This is a genomic window from Exiguobacterium sp. s70 (assembly GCF_018618315.1).
Classification (GTDB): Bacteria; Bacillota; Bacilli; order Exiguobacteriales; family Exiguobacteriaceae; genus Exiguobacterium; species Exiguobacterium chiriqhucha.
Window position 1 is genome coordinate 72,364 of the sequence record NZ_JACSLV010000004.1, and the last position, 16,896, is coordinate 89,259.

Here is a 16,896-nt window from a genome sequence, read left to right on the forward strand (position 1 = left end):
ATGATTGAAGTGATTGTGACGACATTGACCGAAGCCAAAACGGCGGAGCGGTTCGGGGCGGATCGGCTCGAATTGATTGCCGATTTGCCGGCCGGCGGGACGACACCGAGTTTCGGGACGATTCGTAACGTGCTCGAACAGGCTACCATTCCTGTCCACGTCATGATTCGGCCCCATGCGGACTCGTTCGTCTATAACGAGGAAGATGCAGAGACGATTTTGGCGGATATCGGTCTTTGCCGTGAACTCGGGGCCGATGGCATCGTCTTCGGAGCCTTGACGAGCGAAGGGCGTATCGATGAGGCGCTACTCGGAGAAGTGATTAAACATAAAGGCGAGATGGTGCTCACGTTCCATCGGGCCATCGACGACGCGGTCGACTTGATGGACGCAATCACGGTGCTAAACGACTTCCCAGAAGTTGACCACGTCTTGACGTCCGGAGGACAAGCGACGGCACTTGAAGGCATAGACCGATTAAGTGCGATGCATGAGGTGGCGGAGATGAACATCCTCCCGGGTGCCGGCATCACGGCCGACAATGTGGCGCAACTGATCGACCGGCTAGGCGTTGATTTCGTCCATGTCGGAAGCGGGGTACGGACCGAGGGCCGCTTGGATGAGCACAAGTTCAAGGCAATCAAACAACAGATGGCACGCTAAAAACAGTCGGCTGACTGTTTTTTTGCTATAATGAAGAAAACGATACTGTAGGTGAAGTCATGCAATCATCAGTCTATAAACAATTTGCCCTTCGGATGTTGTCCGGCAACTGGGGCATCTCGCTGCTTGCGGTCGTGGCGACGATGCTCGTTCAGGCGGTCATAACGACGCAGCTCGATTTGGAATCGACCGACCCGAGCATCCTGTTCGTGTCAATCGGTCTGCTGTACGGTGCGACCGTCTTGCTCGCCCCGCTCGAACTTGGCCGCAACTGGGTGTTCCTCGATATCGCCAAAGCCGAGAAACCTTCATTCGGGCTCTTGTTCGATGCATTCGGTTCGCTCAAAGATTACGTCCGGGCGGTCACGTATTATGCCGTCTTTTATCTCGGGTTGAACGTGCTCATGTTGTTCTTAATCGTCCCGGGCGTCTGGTTCTATTTGTCGTATCGGATTGTCCCGTTCGTGCTACGAGACCAACCGGAACTGTCTGCGTTTCAGGCGATGCGAGAAAGCCGGCGTCTCATGCGCGGCCATAAACGGACGATGCTGCGCTTGTATGCGAGTTTCATCGGCTGGTATGTCCTCGTCTTGTTCACGGGCGGATTGGCCTATATCTTCGTACAGCCTTATATCAACACGGCGCTCGCCGGGTTATATGTTGAAATCAAGGCAGCGACAGACGCAAACGAACAACCGGTCGGCTCATGAGCCGACCGGTTGTTTTTATGTTCCGTGCCGATCCGACTTTTGTGGGTCAGGAGCGTCACGAAACTCAGATTTCTCTTCTTTTGAGGCATGTTCATGCCATTTCTTCGCTTGTTCCGTGGCGATTGGAATCGCCTTTTGATCGGAGTAACCTTGGGCGAGCAAGGCGTTGGCGATATCGATGGCTTTCTTTTTGACGAGTGGGTCGAAGTTCTTCAGTGATTCCGGATAGTCTTTCATATTCCATGGCATCTGTAATCGCTCCCTTCTGTACTACTAATTCCACGAGCGGGACGATTCAAACGTCCTGATGCATGTAGTATTCGATGAGCGCCTGCGTCCCGTTCTCGCCGTAGCCGTTCTCTTCGAGGATGGAGTACAGTTTATACGCCAACTCGAGGCTCGGCAGTTTGATGTTCAACTGTTCGGCGCTCTCGAGGGCGAGTTTCATGTCCTTCAGGAAATGCTTGATGAAGAAACCAGGAGCATAGTCCTCGACAATCATCCGGGGAACAAGGTTCTCGAGCGTCCAGCTGCCCGCGGCACCGCCCCGAATCGTCTGGCGCAATTGATCGGGATTGAGCCCGGCCCGTTTCGTGAAGGCGAGCATTTCGGCGTTGCCCATCATGATGCCGGCGATTGCGATCTGATTGGCGAGTTTCCCATATTGGCCGCTTCCGGCATACCCCATCCGTTCAATCGATTGGCCCATCGCCTCGAACAGCGGTCGCGCCTTCGTGAAGGCGTATTCGCCGCCGCCGACGAGAATCGACAACGTCCCGTTCTTGGCACCGACGTCACCGCCCGTGACCGGTGCGTCGAGCGGGAGCAAGCTGCGATCGATTGCGGCATCAGCGATCCGTTCGGCCAGGAGTGGCGAAGACGTCGTCATATCAATGACGAGCGTTCCTGGTTCAGCCGATTGCAAAATCATACCGTCCCCGAAATAAAGACTCTCGACGTCAGACGGATAGCCGACGATGGTGATGACGGCATCGGCGTTTTGACAGACGGCTTCGACCGAATCACACCAACGGACACCTTCCGCCAATAAATCAGCCGCTTTCTCTTTCGTCCGCGTATACGCTTGGACTTCGAATCCCGCCTTCATTAAGTTTCTGACCATCGATTGACCCATCACACCGAGTCCGATAAATCCGACTGTCTTCATAGTTGATTGCCTCCTAAAAGTTGTTGTTTCACGAGTCGTTCATAGAGTACGTTTTCCCGAAGCAACTCTTGATGTGTCCCAAGCCCGCTGATGCCGCCGTCCTCGAGCACGACGATTTGATCGGCATGTTGGACGGTCGAGAGCCGATGGGCGATGACGAGTGTCGTCCGTCCTGTCATGAGACGGTCGAGTGCTTCTTGGACGACACGCTCGGATTCCGAGTCAAGGCTTGATGTCGCCTCGTCGAGCAATAAGATTTGCGGGTCACGTAACAGCGCCCGAGCGATGGCGAGCCGTTGGCGCTGTCCACCAGATAGCCGGACGCCGCGCTCGCCGATTTCCGTATCGAGCCCGTCCGGCATCGCCTCGATGAACGACCAGGCGTTGGCCATATCACAGGCGTGACGAATCTCATCCTCGGTCGCGGTCCGGGTCAAGCCGTATAAGATATTTTGCCGCACCGTCCCGGATAAGACGGGCGAATCTTGGGCGACGTAGCCGATGACTTGCCGCCATTCGTTGCGGCCGTAGGTTGAGATGTCCCGGTCCCCGTAATGGATGTGTCCGCTCGACGGAAGGTAGAACTGCTCGACGAGGGCGAACAGTGTCGTCTTGCCGGCACCGCTGCGTCCGACGATGGCTGTCGTGGCACCGAACGGGACAGTGAGGGACACGTCGTCAATCACGGGTTGGTCGCCATAGCGGAACGTCAGGCCCTCGAACGAGAGCGACGACTGTCGAATCGTCGACGGTTCATCCGTGTACGGTTCCGGCTCGATGGCGAGCAGTTCCGAGATTCGTTCGGTGGCCCCGCGTGCTTTTTGGAGCCGAGTGATAAACTCCGTCATCGTGATGAGCGGCGTGATGATTTGGAACAAGTACAGCATGAACGCGAGCAACGAACCGGTCGATAAGGCACCGGTCGAGACGCGATAAGCCCCGAAGCCGAGAATGGCGATCAGCATCGCCGTCAACGTGACGTTCAGGAGCGGAATCAAAATCGCTTGAATCCGTCCCTCGCGCACACCGAGGCCGAAGAGACGCTCAATGCGTCGTTTTCCTTCTGCGACCTCGACGGATTCGGTCGCCTGTGATTTGACGAGCCGGATCTCTCCGAGCAGTTCAGCGAAAAACCCGGACAAGTCACCGAGCTCATGTTGCGTCGCCTTGGCGATTTTCCGAAGTTTACGCCCGAGCGGGATGACGATAAGAAGTGTCGTCGGCACGGAGAACAAGATGACGAGCGTCATCTGCCAATCGAGCGTGAACAAGATACCAACGGCGCCGATGACCGAAACGAACGACGTCAAGAGACGGACGCTCTGTTCGGACAAGAGCTGCTGCAACGTCGTCGTGTCGTTATTTAACCGTGAGACGAGATCCCCTGATTTGACGCCGTCATAGAACGGGATTGGGAGGGCGACGAGATGCTCCCATAACGTCGTCCGCAAATTGGCGACGACCCGTTGTCCGACGATATGTAGCCAATAAATCGAAATCGCACTCGAGACGACTTGGATGAGAAACGCCGTCACGAAGATGGCGACGAGGCGGGCGTCGAGCGCGGCCTCGCTCCAATTGTCGACGACGCGTTGCAAGATGAGCGGAATGGCGAGTGAAGCCATCGCTTGAAGCAATGAAATCAATACGGCACCGATAAACAGACCTTTCGGTGGTTGAGCGACACGGAACAAGCGCAGAAAGGCTTGCCATGTAGATGTGGACTCCATGATACGTCCCCCTTTCCTATTAACTTTCGCTGTTTCGAAAACAAGTGTCAAGACGTCGAATCGTACACCGGAATAATGCTAGAATGGAATCAGAGGTGAAGTCGCATGAAATGGATACATACGGCCGATTGGCATTTAGGTAAAATCGTCCACGGCCGCCATATGACAGAAGAACAACAAATCATTTTATTTGAGTCTTTCTTACACATCGTCGACGAGGAGAAGCCTGACGCCATCGTCGTCGCCGGTGATTTATATGATCGGGCCGTGCCGCCCGTTGAGGCCGTCGATCTGCTCGATGAGATGTGGCGCGCGCTCGTCCTCGAGCGGGGTATCCCTGTGCTCGCCATCGCCGGCAATCATGATTCGGCCGAGCGGCTCCAATACAGCTCCAAACTGTTGACGAAAGTCGGTCTCCATATCGTCGGGAAGGTTGACCCGGGCACAGGGCCGATTGTCGTGAACGACATCCCATTTTATTTGATGCCGTTCCTTGAGCCGGCGCGCATCCGTTATGCGTTCGGCGACGAGTCGATTCGGACCCATCATGACGCACTCGCCGCAGTCATTGACTCATACGGGGCGATTGATGCACGCGCGGTCGCCGTCAGCCACAGTTTCGTCGCCGGTGGACTCGAGACCGATTCCGAACGGCAGCTGTCCGTCGGGACGGCAGGGCAAGTCGCCAAAGGATTATACGCGCCGTTCGGCTATACGGCACTCGGACACTTGCATAACCGTGACGCCATCCGCGACGACCGGGTCGCGTACAGCGGCTCGCTCATGAAATATTCGTTCTCCGAGGCGTCCCATGTGAAATCGATCGACGTCATCGAATGGGACGGGACATGGACACGCCGTCGGCGCCCGCTAAAAGCGCGACGAGACTTGCGCATTTTGACCGGGACGCTGAACGAGCTACTCGACCCGTCGTTTTATCAAGATGAGGCCGTCGACGACTATTTGAAAATCGTCTTGACCGATGAACGTGCGTTATTCGACCCGATGGCGAAGTTGCGGACCGTCTATCCGAACATCTTACACCTCGAACTCGAGTTGTTGCGTCGCCAAGACCAGACGTCTCGCTTCGAACGTGAGAAGCTCGAGCGGCAATCGGTCGAAGATGTATATATGGACTTCTTTAAAGCCGTCCACGGCCGCGATGCCGATGCGACGGTGCAACGTTTCTTAGAAGGGGAGGAATCGATTTGAGACCGGAACAATTGACCATCACCGCCTTCGGTCCTTACGCCGAGACGGAACAAATCGATTTTACGCAGCTTGAAGGACGTTCGATGTTCGTCATCAGCGGCCGGACCGGTGCCGGAAAGACGACCATTTTTGACGCGATGACGTTCGCGCTCTATGGTCGGGCCAGCGGGGCACTCCGGAACGCCAGCGATTTCCGAAGCCAATATGCGGACCCGGAACGGAAGACTGAAATCGACTTCACGTTCACGATTCGCGACGAACGGTATCGGATCGTCCGCCAGCCGCAACAACCGCACCCGAAAAATAAGACGCCGATTCCGCACGAGGCGGTGCTCTATGAATGGAAAGAAACATGGAAACCGTTGGCAACGAAAGTGAACGACGTCGAACAGACGATTGAATCGTTGTTGCAGCTAAGCTATGAGCAGTTCAGTCAAATCTTGCTGTTGCCGCAGAACCAGTTCCGTCAGCTCCTCGATTCCGATTCGACGAAGAAGCAACAGATTCTGCAATCAATCTTCAAGACGGAGGCGTACCGCGCCTTTCAGGAGGATTGGATCGAACGTTACGGCAAGTACCGCAAACGCGTCGAATGGGCGGTCGAGACGACGCGTTTAAAACTGTTGGAACTCGAAGACGAGGCCGTCGAGGACATGTCGACCCGCAACTTGCCTGAAATCGTGACGTGGCTCGACGCCCGGGAGGAGCGACTCTTGGCGGCTCGGGACACGTTACAGGCTCAGCGCCGGACTGGTGAGGAACGACTCGAGGCGTTGCGACGAGAAGTGAATCAGGCGACCGCGCTCGCCGAGTTGATGGAAGAGCGGGACGTGCGCGCAACCGCGCTCCAAGCATTCCGCCAAGCGGCACAAGCACGCGAAGAACGCCAGGCGCTCATCTTGCGACTTGAACAAGTGGCGAGCGTCAGCCCGCTCTATCAACGTACCGAAACGGTGCGTCACGATATCGAACGGTTGACCCGTGAACGCGATGTATCCCGTCAACGAGACGAAGGCTACACGAGACAGTTGGAGGAGTTGAAGGCAGAAGCAGAGGCCATCACGAGCATGCGCCAGGAGGCAGACCAAGCCACAAGTCGCGTCAATGCGATTGACGAGATGTTGCCCTATGTCGATGAATGGCACCGGGCCACTAGACGTCGGGATGACTTGAAACGCCGGTTGGAGCCCCTCAGTCTGTTCTCAGAAGAAGCGCGTCTCCAGGAGCTCCAAGCGACCGAAGGCGAACTTGCGGCTAAACTGGAACACGCACCGGCACCAGACCAACTCGTCGAGGCCGAACGACTGTATAGTCAGCTTCAACATCAGGTTCGACTCGAGTCGAAAGTGGCAGAGGTCACGGAACGACTCGGTGCCTGTGAACGCAACGGGAAGGAAGTCCAACGACAATTCACCGCCCAGACGAAACAGGTCGACCAATTCGTCGAGGCCGAGCATGCGCTTATGGCCGACACGCTGCGCGAGCGACTCGAAGCGGGGGATCCTTGTCCGGTCTGCGGTTCATTGACCCACGGACACGTCGAGCGAACGGGGACGTCCATCGACCAAACTGGTCATCGCTCAGCCGTTGAGACACTGAAACGGATTGAGGCCGACCTCCATGAAGCTCGGGCGGATTATCGGGCGCTCAAACGCCAACTCGATGAACTGATCCGTGAACGCGATCTCGCTCGACTTGAGTTGAAGCTCGATGGTGCGGCTGACACTGCGATGCAACACCAAGACGCCCGCATCCGTCAGTTGCGTGAAGAAGCCGAAGAACGACAACGGATGGAGCGTCTCCTGCGGTCGACCACAACCGAATTGAAGCAACTCGAGACGGCGAAGCGTGTGCAGGCTGAAGAACGACAGAAGTTGTTCGAACAGCTCCAAACCGTCCAAGAGAAGCTTCAGTCGATGCGTCAACCGGATGGGACGACGTTAGAGATGTTGCAGACCGAGCGGAATCAGCTCGCGACGCGACTCGCTCACATCGAACGAAACGTGGAGACGTATGAACGTCGGCTTGAAGAATTGAATCGATTGAAGTGGGGGGAAGCGGAGCGACTCCGTCTCCTTGGCGAACAACTCGAGTTCGAACATGCTCGTCTTTCCGAAGCGACGGCTGAACTTGAGGCCGCTTTCGAGAGAATTGAGTTGACTGAAGCTGTGTTCAAGGAGTATCGCTTGCGCGTCGAGCAACTGCCCGAACTACGCGAGCGCCAAGCAACTGAGCTTGAGGAAGGTGTCCGGCTCGAACACGCCGTCAAGGCGCTGAACGAGAAAATCGGGGACCGCCCGCGACCAGACCTTGAACGGCTCCAGGAGAAGTTGCACGAAGAGGGCCGTTCGTTCGAAACGCTGTCCGAACAACTCGTGACGGCGGACGGGCAATTGAAACGCCATCGTCACATCGTCGCCGAATGGAACGCGTTACGGGAGAAGACGGATGAGGATCAACGGAATCTGGAGACGGTCAAATTGATTGCCGACACCGGACGGGGCCTGAATCCGCAAAAATTGACGTTCGAGACGTACGTGCAGACGGCGTTCTTCGATCAAATTCTCCATGCGGCCAACGTCCATCTCGATCAAATGACGAGCGGACAGTTCCAATTAGAGCGAAAAATTGAGACGGCGAAAGGAAATGCCAAGTCCGGTCTCGAATTATTAGTCTTTGACGCCTATACCGGCCAGTCACGCCGGGTCCAAAACTTATCGGGCGGCGAAGGGTTCAAGGCATCGCTCTCGCTCGCCCTCGGATTGGCCGAGGTCGTCCAGCAGTTGAGTGGTGGGGTCAGTCTCGAGACGATGCTGATCGATGAAGGCTTCGGGACGCTCGACGCCGAATCGCTCGATCAAGCGATTGAATTGCTCATGTCGCTGCAATCGAGCGGCCGGCTCGTCGGGGTCATCAGCCACGTCCAAGAATTGAAAGACCGGGTCGACGCCCGGATTGAAGTCAAGAAATCAAGGAGCGGATCAACGATCCAGCTCATCGTGGAGTGAGATCGATGAAACATATGGAAACGAAAACAACGTTAGTGGCCCATCTGCAAGAGGCGGGCATTCGACGAGGGGACGCACTATTCGTCCACACGTCGCTATCAAAACTTGGCTGGGTGTGCGGCGGGCCCCAGACGGTCATCGAGGCGCTCCAAGAAGCGGTCGGACCGGACGGGCTCATCATGATGGCGACCCAGAGCGGGGATAATTCAAATCCCGCTGAATGGGAAGCCCCACCGGTCCCGGTCGAATGGTGGCAGACCATCCGTGATGAGATGCCAGCGTATGACCCGGCGAAAACAGCGACCCGAGGGATGGGTCGTGTCCCAGAGCTGTTCCGCTCGTATCCGGAAGTGTTCCGGAGCGATCACCCGATGTGGTCGGTCGCCGCGTGGGGACGGGACGCCGAACACATCGTGGCTGGACATACGCTCGACGTCGGCTTCGGGCCAGGATCGCCGATTGAACGGATGATTGACCGCGATGCGAAAATATTACATCTCGGTTCGCCGCTCGATGCGACAACGTTATGGCATTATGCCGAATACGGGATTGAGGGTCCGGTGAAGCCGTTCGAATGTGCGTTAGTGGAGAACGGTCAACGGGTGTGGAAGACGTTCGAGCATACCGACGTCAACAGTGACCCGTTCGGTGCCATTGGCGAGAATATCGTCAAACGTGCGGACGTCAAGACGTTCACGATTCACGAGGCGACATGTTACGTCATCCCGTCTGAGACGTGGGAGCCGGTACAACATGCGCTCGTCGCCTTACGGAGCTGGCTCCGGTGAGACGGCTGATGCGAACTATACTTAGGAGAGGGGCACTGCGATGAATCGCTGGGTCAAATATATGGGAATCGCCGTCGGGGTGTTGGTTCTCGTCGCGTTTCTTGCCGTCGTGGGCATCTCGGCCCACATCGGGGATCAATTGACGTCACCTGAACGGGAGACGTTGACGTTCACCCCGAAGACGCTAGGCGTCAAGTATGAGAACATCACGATCGAATCAGAGGATCAACAGGATTTATACGGCTGGTGGATCCCGCACCCGACGCCGCGTGCGACGATTGTCTTCGCGCATGGCTACGGGAAGAACCGTGAACAATCCGATTTGCCGCTCAAAGAATTGATTCCGGAATTCCATGAGCAAGGATATCAGTTTTTGACGTTCGACTTTCGCGGCTCCGGAATTTCAGAAGGGGATCGCGTGACGGTCGGGGCGAAGGAGCAATCTGACCTTGCTGCCGCCATCGCGTACGCGAAAGAGCGCTCGGACGGGCCCATCGTCTTATATGGGGTTTCGATGGGTGCCGCGACGGCACTCGCGACGGCTGACGAGACCGATGTCGCCGCCGTCATCGCCGATAGCCCGTTCAGTGACCTCCGCGGCTATCTCGAGACGAATCTGCCGGTATGGAGCGATTTACCGAACTTCCCGTTCACACCGGTCATCATGACGGTGACGCCTTGGTTCACGGGGCTCGACGCGGATGTGGTCAAACCGATTGACGATATGGCTCAAATCGAGGCACCGGTGTTATTGATTCATAGTCAAGGTGACGATGCCATTCCCGTAAGCGAGAGCGAGAAATTAGCCAAAGCCGGCGAGGATGTCGAACTGTGGGTGACCGAGAATGATGGGCACGTGCAGTCGCATCGCTCGTTCCAAACCGAATATCGCCAGACGGTATTTAAGTTTTTAGAGCGTGTATTGTAAACGAAGAGTCTAGGGAAACCTGGACTCTTTTTGCGAGAAGAGTCATCGGCTCGGCGTCGATAGGTAATGTGAAACCGATTGGAGTGGGCATATGGCGAAGATTCAACATAAGGACGTAACGATTGAATTGTTCCCAAGAAAATATTCAGAAGAAGGGGAAGACGTGTTTATCGCCTCCTTGTTCACGATTGAGGTAGAACAGCTATTCATCTTCAAGTTTTATGGCTCGTTGCTCCTCAAATCCGAGTTCCAAGATTTTTTGTTTCATATGAGAAGATTGCTAGAAGGTACCTCGGACAAGTATTTACTCAATCCAATTGAACCGTATTTCGTCTTGAGGATTGAACGTAAGGCGGACGCCTTATATAAATGGACGTTCTGGGCCAGGAGTGGACCGAAGCGGGTGGATGCATTCTTCTTCCCGAAAGAGGAGATGGAACAGTTCTATAAACAGTTGGAGCAAGAGATGACTGATATCTTGCCGCCGCCGTTTCTACCTTGACTCACGTTGAGATAAGTAAACAATTAGGAAGCAGTCACATATTCTATAAATTTGCTGGAACTAATGAATAATGGAGTGGTAGGTATGGAGACGATTTCGTTAAGGTTCTGTTTTGAAGATGACATTGGGACAAGAAATTACGCAGAGAACTTTTTGCAGTTGTTGAACCAGTTTGAGGTACAACTATCAAGAATTGGATTTTTCGAGCCGGTCAAGCAATCATTCACTAAAGAAACATTTAAAGAAATGTGGATTGAAGGATTCGAGGATACCTATAGTTTTATCGGCAGATTAGAGAAACGGAAGAGTTACATGAATATTTACCCTCGAGGCGGATTGCCAGGCAGTGCAGGCTTTCACTTTGCAATCAGTAAACAGCAATTTCAGTTGGAACAAGCCAAATGGACAGACTTGTTTCGCTTTGTATGTGAGACGTGGAGACCTTATCGGGCATCGATTGAACTAGATTTGGATAGGGACGTATTTGTCGATACAGACCAACTTTTAAACGAGAAGATGTTCTGGACGTATGAAGAACGGGATGATTTCTGGTTCTTGAAAGTGCGTGAGGTGAGTTGGATGAACTATTGGAGTCACGCGTTACTAGAGCATGGAAACATCGAAATGATTGAAGCGTATGATTGGGTAGCGGTTGATACTGGAGCGGATGGAACGTATTTTCAACTGACCGAGGCTTTCGACGACCTACGCTTCGTGGCACGACGTGAAGCGGTCCGGACGCATATCGGACCCGGCGTATTATTGAGAAAAGTGATTGATGAAGACTTGATGAGAGAGGCGGAGCGGCTGCGGTCTTCTGACTTCTCGGTCAATGACGTTTGAGACAGAAGGAGCTAATGAGGTGGAAGTAAAAACAGAAGAATTTGTAAAAGATGTTTACGCGACCGTCGTATAAGATGCCCTTTCAGGCTATAAGGATATGTATGAAGAAGAAGTTTCACTATCAGATATCGACCTGTATAGTCAAGCAATTCATATGTATCAACAGATGGATCCGGAACAACAACGGTTGATGATGCATATCGTTGAAGTCGTGATGGTAGATACGGTCTCTCACGTCTTCGGGGTGATTGACGGTAGTTCGCCACTGAATGATTCAGACATTGAAGCGAAATTGCTACTCGATGATATTGACACGGAAGGGTACCTGCAAGATTTATTCATTGGCTACTTGCAGGAGGAAGACTTGTACCCGTGACAGATACAAAATTGATTTTACGGGGCGCAACATGCGCTCCTTTTTTGTTATGATTAGTTATGAAAAGGAAAGAAAGAAGGTTTGTTCATGGACGTCACAGCATTACTATCGTTTCTTTTGCTCGGAACGCTCATCGGAATTTTGAGCGGATTCTTCGGCATCGGGGGCGGGATTTTACTCACGCCGCTCTTGCTCGTCTTCGGATACGAGGCGAGCGCGGCCATCGCCCTCAGTCTCATGCTCACGCTCGGGTCGACGACGGCCGGCACGATCTCCCACATCAAATTAAAGAACGTCAATCCGAAACACGCCCTCTTGATTGGCGCGTTCGGGGTCGTCGGGACGTGGGTGGCGACGCCGCTCGTATTTTATCTAGAGACACTCGACGGCGCGAAGCCGGTCATCTCGCTCGCCTATATCGCACTGTTGACGTATTTCGCCGTCTCGTTCTTCCGGTCGAAACAGCACGAAGAGGGTAGCGTCGGTTCGGAGTCGGTCCCACGCCTCGGGTTCATCGGGTTGTTCGGCGGATTCATCTCGTCACTTATGGGTGTCAGCGGTGGGTTCGTATTGACGCCACTTCAAGTTAAGTTACTCAACACCGAGATGAAACGGGCCGTCGGGACGAGTATCGCCGCGGCGTTCCTCATCGTCGTCTCGGGCGTGATCAACTATGCCGTCGCCGGAGCCGATGCGAACTATTGGCACGGCTTGGCGCTCATCACCGGTGCGATGATTGGTTCACCGATTGGGGCGAAACAGTTGCAGCGGTTCAGTTCGCAACTCGTCAAAAAGGCGCTCGGTGGCTTCTATGTCGCCGTCGCCATCAGTGTCGCCCTCAATTTGCTCGGTTATAACGATATCTCGCTCGGACTGCTCGTCGTGCTCGCGCTCTCGTTCATCGTCGCGCTGTTCATCCGACCGCGTTCGAAGTGATCCCAAACCCTCGTCTACGGACGGGGGTTTGTTTGTGGGGATATACTAAGGCTATTCGATCGATGCGACGTACCAAGCATTCTTAACCAGTTCAGCACAGTAAAAAACCCCATCCGAGGACGAGGTTTTAACGTCTGGCAATATGGTCAATGTTTTCTTGAATCTCTCCGACTTTACTTTTCGCTTCCCGCAGACGTCGTTCGAACGCCTCGATATCGCGCTTCTCGTGCCGCGTCTCGTCTTTCCCGCGTCGTTGTCCTTTCGGAAAGCGATGGGTCGCTTTAGCCAAACGTTTTTTAAACGTCGAATCGCTCATAAGGACACCCCCTTCCATACTATATACGTTCCACCTATACTTTCCGCTGAAACGTTTGAACCTTCAAGAGGCGAGGGTTTTGCGCATTTGAGGGTTGGTGGACACTTTATAAGCGATAGCTGCCGCCAACACTGCTTTGATTAAGTCGCCGATGATGAACGGAATGTTCACTTTGAGCGCATCGATGAACGTCATGCCAAACACGGCTTGCAACCCAAGACTGCCGAGCAAATAGACAAGACCGAGTCCAAATAAGACGTTGTAGCCGATGAGGGCAGGGAACGAACGATGCCGTTCCGATGACCAGCCAATCAAAAAGGCCGCGATTGGGAAGGCGAGCAAGTATCCGACCGTCGGACCGACGAACGGGGCAAGTCCGCCCGAACCGCTGAGTACTGGAAGGCCGATTAAGCCGAGCAAGAGATAGACGACGACGGCGAGCCCGCCTTTTTTGGCACCTAGGACGGAAGCGACCGTCATGATACCGAGCATTTGTAGGGTAATTGGAACCGGACCGATTGGGATGGCAATCGAACCGATGCTAGCGAGCAGCGCGGCACCGATAGCAATTTGTGTCATATCATGAATTTTCACTATGTAAACCCCTTTTCTGTTAACGTTGACTAAAGTTAGGTTAACATCATCGTAAGAAGTTGGCAAGTACTAAACTAAGTACCTGGTCGTATACAGCTTGAGCCTACAAATTCAGCTTTAGGCAGACACTCCAAACCACGGCGTATTGAGGATGTTTTTACGCCTACGGACACTTTTAACGTTGAGCGTGAAACTAACTCCATATGTTGGAGATTCAAATTCACATCGTTGGCATGTGCTCGTGTTGCTTGAATTGTTTGGGAGTCGTGCCCGTGTAGGTTTTAAAGACTTTTGTGAAATGGCTCTGGTCGTGGAAATTAAGCCATGTATAAATTTCAGAAAGAGAGGAATCGGTGTACTTTAACAGTTTTTTGGCTTCCGCTATCTTTTCTCGCAACACATACTCTGTGAACGAAAGCCCGACTTCTTTCTTAAACAGGGACGACAAATAGTTGGGATGAAGATTCACGAATCGAGCGACGTCTTGTAAGGAGATGGCGTCATACAGATGTTTAAAGACGTACGACTGGCATTTGATGATTGGGGCGCTATGTCGAAGCTGTTTTGATTTGTTTACTTGATCCGTGAATTCGCATAACGCCTCTTTGGTGTAACGTTGTACAGCTTCAATCGTTCGAAGTTCTTCGGCCCCTTGAATATAGTGATCGCTCATCGTATATGCCGTTTCCGGATGAAGCCCTCCTTCGATCGCATAACGTGTCGCTAACGTGATAGTAGAAATATGAAGGTTTTTTTCATTTCGTAAAGTGCTCTGTTTTGAGAGCACTCCGATTCGTCCATCGCGATCGGGTGATGCCAGTCGCTGAAGTAATTCTTCCTTCTGGCCTTCCTTGACACACCGTAACGTCATCCGCTCAGATTGATACGTCGCGTGGAATGAAATGTCTTGCCTGTTTTTGAACAGCTCTCGTTCATAGGTTTTCGTATCCTCGGTTGTCGTGCGACGCTTGGACGAATCCTCATCTAGGACGACATCGGACGTAGAGAGTCGTCTCGTGGTCAAAATCGAGGTCGCGAGCACGGCTACATGCAGTAGGTCTTGTCGCGAAAAAACAGGAAAGCCATTCGTAAAACTGTTCGGTTCCACTTCTGCCGAATCCAGACACGGACCGAGAATGAAAAGGCCAATCGGCTGCTCGTTGTCGGTGATGACCAACGTCACGACCTGTTCGTTCGAATTGAGACGACGCCAAACCGGTATGTTAGAAGGCTCATTTAAGAGAGTTATCCGCTCCAGAAGTTGACGTAAAGAAGGGGGAATGAATGATGTTTCTGGATACGCCATCTGTAACGATAATCGGTCATTGTAAAATAACACGGACAGATGGGTAGTCTGATGCAACAACCGGCACCAATACGTGTAATCCTGATTCGTGTCTCTCTGATTCACATCCATCAAATCATCTCTCCTATCGATTAGGTGTATCTGCAAATTGTATTACAAATTTACTAAAAATGATAAATAAATACAAAAAAATCTGAATGGGAATGAGTACACTACAAACAAGCAGAAATGCAAACGATTACAGAGCCGAACCTCGACTGCTAGACCGTATCAAAAAAAGTGTTCAATGAAGAGAGGAGTATTACATATGAGTACACATCGATTTCCAGAAGGCTTTTTATGGGGTGGCGCAACGGCGGCCAATCAATTAGAAGGAGCTTACAAAGAAGGAGGGAAAGGTCTATCCATTTTCGATATGGTGACATTCGTCCCTAAAGAAGCGCGTACAGCTGAAATCGAGATGGACGTGAAGAGTGAAGCCGAACTCGAGCGACTGTTAGCGGCTGACGATGGGGCGAATTTCCCAAAACGTCGCGGAATCGATTTTTATCATCGCTATGAAGAAGACATCGCTCTCTTCGCCGAGATGGGTTTTAAGACGTTCCGGATGTCGATTTCATGGCCTCGGATTTTCCCGAACGGGGATGAGCTCGAACCAAACGCAGAAGGGCTAGCGTTTTATGATCGTGTCTTTGATGAACTGCTCAAGTACGGGATCGAGCCGCTTGTGACATTGTCGCATTATGAATTGCCACTCACACTCGTCAAAAAATATAACGGCTGGGCGGACCGTCGGCTCGTTGACTTGTTTGTCCATTACGCAGAGACCGTCTTCACTCGTTACAAGGATAAAGTAAAGTATTGGCTGACGTTCAATGAGATTAACGTCTCGACGATGTCACCATACATCGGGAGTGGGATTTTAGTCGATCGCGTCGAGAATGTGGAGGCGACTGTGTACCAAGCGCTTCATCATCAATTCGTGGCGAGTGCTCGTGCCGTACGCGCATGTCATGAAATCATTCCAAATTCGCAAATCGGCTGTATGCTCGCCCGAATGGAAGTGTACCCGGAAACGAGTAATCCAGACGATGTGTTAGCTGCGCTCGAAGAAGATCAAATGAACTTGTTCTTTACCGACGTGCAAGCGCGCGGATATTATCCGAGCTTCATGTTAAGCTATTTCGACAAACATGATATCTCGATTGAAGTGCTGCCAGGAGATGAAGAGATTTTGTCACAGCACACCGTCGACTTCATCTCCTTCAGCTATTATATGTCGATGGTCGCCAGCGGTGCCCCTGAGAAGGCGAAACAAAAAGGAAACTTCTTCAGTGGCATCAAGAATCCTTATTTGGAGGCGTCCGATTGGGGATGGCAGATTGATCCGAAAGGGTTACGCATCACCTTGAAGAAGATGTATGACCGTTATCAGATGCCGTTGTTCATCGTCGAGAATGGATTGGGCGCATACGATGTCGTCGAAGCAGACGGTACAATCAACGATGACTACCGGATCGAATATTTGCGGGCCCATATCGAGCAAATGGGACAAGCGATTGAAGAAGGTGTCGACTTGATCGGGTATACGAGCTGGGGATGCATCGATCTCATCAGCGCAAGTACGTCGGAGATGTCAAAACGTTACGGCTTTATCTATGTCGATCAAGACGACTATGGCAACGGCACGCTCGAGCGAAAGAAGAAAAAGTCATTTGATTGGTATAAGCAAGTGATTGCATCGAATGGTGAACAATTGTAATCAACGGAGTCATCAACATGAACAAGCGTCCATTCCTCGCGGAACGGACGCTTG

General features: G+C 52.8%; 17 protein-coding genes. 11 read left to right on the forward strand and 6 right to left on the reverse strand.

All coding sequences use genetic code 11. From position 1 onward, the window contains the following. Positions 1 to 663, forward strand: a complete 663-nt coding sequence (locus KNP84_RS10580; RefSeq protein WP_021067565.1) for a copper homeostasis protein CutC — start codon at positions 1 to 3, stop codon at positions 661 to 663. A 59-nt stretch (positions 664 to 722) separates the two neighbouring features. Next, complete coding sequence (locus KNP84_RS10585) at positions 723 to 1,373, forward strand: DUF975 family protein (protein ID WP_215114763.1); 651 nt, start codon at positions 723 to 725, stop codon at positions 1,371 to 1,373. 15 nt (positions 1,374 to 1,388) lie between these two features. Here KNP84_RS10585 and KNP84_RS10590 read toward each other — a convergent pair whose 3' ends face one another. From KNP84_RS10590 to KNP84_RS10600, 3 genes are read right to left on the reverse strand one after another with little or no spacing between them, the layout of a single operon-like run. Then, entirely contained in the window at positions 1,389 to 1,622 is a 234-nt protein-coding gene (locus tag KNP84_RS10590) for a DUF2188 domain-containing protein (protein WP_021067563.1), read from the reverse strand. Between the two features lie 46 nt (positions 1,623 to 1,668). Next, complete coding sequence (locus tag KNP84_RS10595; protein WP_029595365.1) at positions 1,669 to 2,541, reverse strand: NAD(P)-dependent oxidoreductase; 873 nt, start codon at positions 2,539 to 2,541, stop codon at positions 1,669 to 1,671. Further along, positions 2,538 to 4,271, reverse strand: a complete 1,734-nt coding sequence (locus KNP84_RS10600; protein ID WP_215114764.1) for an ABC transporter ATP-binding protein — start codon at positions 4,269 to 4,271, stop codon at positions 2,538 to 2,540. The genes KNP84_RS10595 and KNP84_RS10600 overlap by 4 nt, the downstream gene beginning before the upstream one ends. A 105-nt stretch (positions 4,272 to 4,376) precedes the next feature. Between KNP84_RS10600 and KNP84_RS10605 the strand changes: the two genes are divergently transcribed. The 8 genes from KNP84_RS10605 (at position 4,377) to KNP84_RS10640 (ending at position 12,864) form a co-directional block, all read left to right on the forward strand. Then, a complete protein-coding gene (locus KNP84_RS10605) occupies positions 4,377 to 5,483 on the forward strand; it encodes an exonuclease SbcCD subunit D (RefSeq protein WP_215114765.1) in 1,107 nt (368 codons plus the stop codon). Then, positions 5,480 to 8,491 (forward strand): AAA family ATPase, encoded by a 3,012-nt coding sequence (locus KNP84_RS10610; RefSeq protein ID WP_215114766.1) that lies wholly within the window; start codon positions 5,480 to 5,482, stop codon positions 8,489 to 8,491. Before KNP84_RS10605 ends, KNP84_RS10610 begins: the two co-directional genes overlap by 4 nt. 5 nt (positions 8,492 to 8,496) lie before the next feature. Then, complete coding sequence (locus tag KNP84_RS10615; RefSeq protein WP_215114767.1) at positions 8,497 to 9,279, forward strand: AAC(3) family N-acetyltransferase; 783 nt, start codon at positions 8,497 to 8,499, stop codon at positions 9,277 to 9,279. Positions 9,280 to 9,319: 40 nt separating this feature from the next. After that, positions 9,320 to 10,207 (forward strand): alpha/beta hydrolase, encoded by an 888-nt coding sequence (locus tag KNP84_RS10620; protein WP_215114768.1) that lies wholly within the window; start codon positions 9,320 to 9,322, stop codon positions 10,205 to 10,207. 91 nt (positions 10,208 to 10,298) lie between these two features. Then, positions 10,299 to 10,709: a WapI family immunity protein gene (locus tag KNP84_RS10625; protein ID WP_215114769.1), complete on the forward strand. Its 411-nt coding sequence runs from the start codon at positions 10,299 to 10,301 to the stop codon at positions 10,707 to 10,709. A gap of 84 nt (positions 10,710 to 10,793) precedes the next feature. Further along, complete coding sequence (locus KNP84_RS10630) at positions 10,794 to 11,552, forward strand: hypothetical protein (protein ID WP_215114770.1); 759 nt, start codon at positions 10,794 to 10,796, stop codon at positions 11,550 to 11,552. A 97-nt stretch (positions 11,553 to 11,649) separates the two neighbouring features. Further along, the gene (locus KNP84_RS10635) at positions 11,650 to 11,928 is read left to right on the forward strand and encodes a hypothetical protein (protein WP_215114771.1); all 279 of its coding nucleotides are present in this window, start codon (positions 11,650 to 11,652) and stop codon (positions 11,926 to 11,928) included. 87 nt (positions 11,929 to 12,015) lie between these two features. Then, complete coding sequence (locus KNP84_RS10640; protein ID WP_215114772.1) at positions 12,016 to 12,864, forward strand: sulfite exporter TauE/SafE family protein; 849 nt, start codon at positions 12,016 to 12,018, stop codon at positions 12,862 to 12,864. Positions 12,865 to 12,991: 127 nt separating this feature from the next. On the opposite strand, the gene KNP84_RS10645 is transcribed toward KNP84_RS10640, so the two are convergent. From KNP84_RS10645 to KNP84_RS10655, 3 genes are all read right to left on the reverse strand, one after another. Next, positions 12,992 to 13,180: a hypothetical protein gene (locus KNP84_RS10645; protein WP_021067555.1), complete on the reverse strand. Its 189-nt coding sequence runs from the start codon at positions 13,178 to 13,180 to the stop codon at positions 12,992 to 12,994. Between the two features lie 63 nt (positions 13,181 to 13,243). Continuing rightward, the gene (locus KNP84_RS10650) at positions 13,244 to 13,759 is read right to left on the reverse strand and encodes a biotin transporter BioY (RefSeq protein WP_251128675.1); all 516 of its coding nucleotides are present in this window, start codon (positions 13,757 to 13,759) and stop codon (positions 13,244 to 13,246) included. Positions 13,760 to 13,994: 235 nt separating this feature from the next. Beyond that, positions 13,995 to 15,080 (reverse strand): helix-turn-helix domain-containing protein, encoded by a 1,086-nt coding sequence (locus KNP84_RS10655; protein WP_215114773.1) that lies wholly within the window; start codon positions 15,078 to 15,080, stop codon positions 13,995 to 13,997. 307 nt (positions 15,081 to 15,387) lie between these two features. On the opposite strand from KNP84_RS10655, the gene KNP84_RS10660 reads away from it, so the two are divergent. Further along, a complete protein-coding gene (locus KNP84_RS10660) occupies positions 15,388 to 16,842 on the forward strand; it encodes a glycoside hydrolase family 1 protein (RefSeq protein WP_215114774.1) in 1,455 nt (484 codons plus the stop codon). The last annotated feature ends 54 nt before the right edge of the window (positions 16,843 to 16,896 follow it).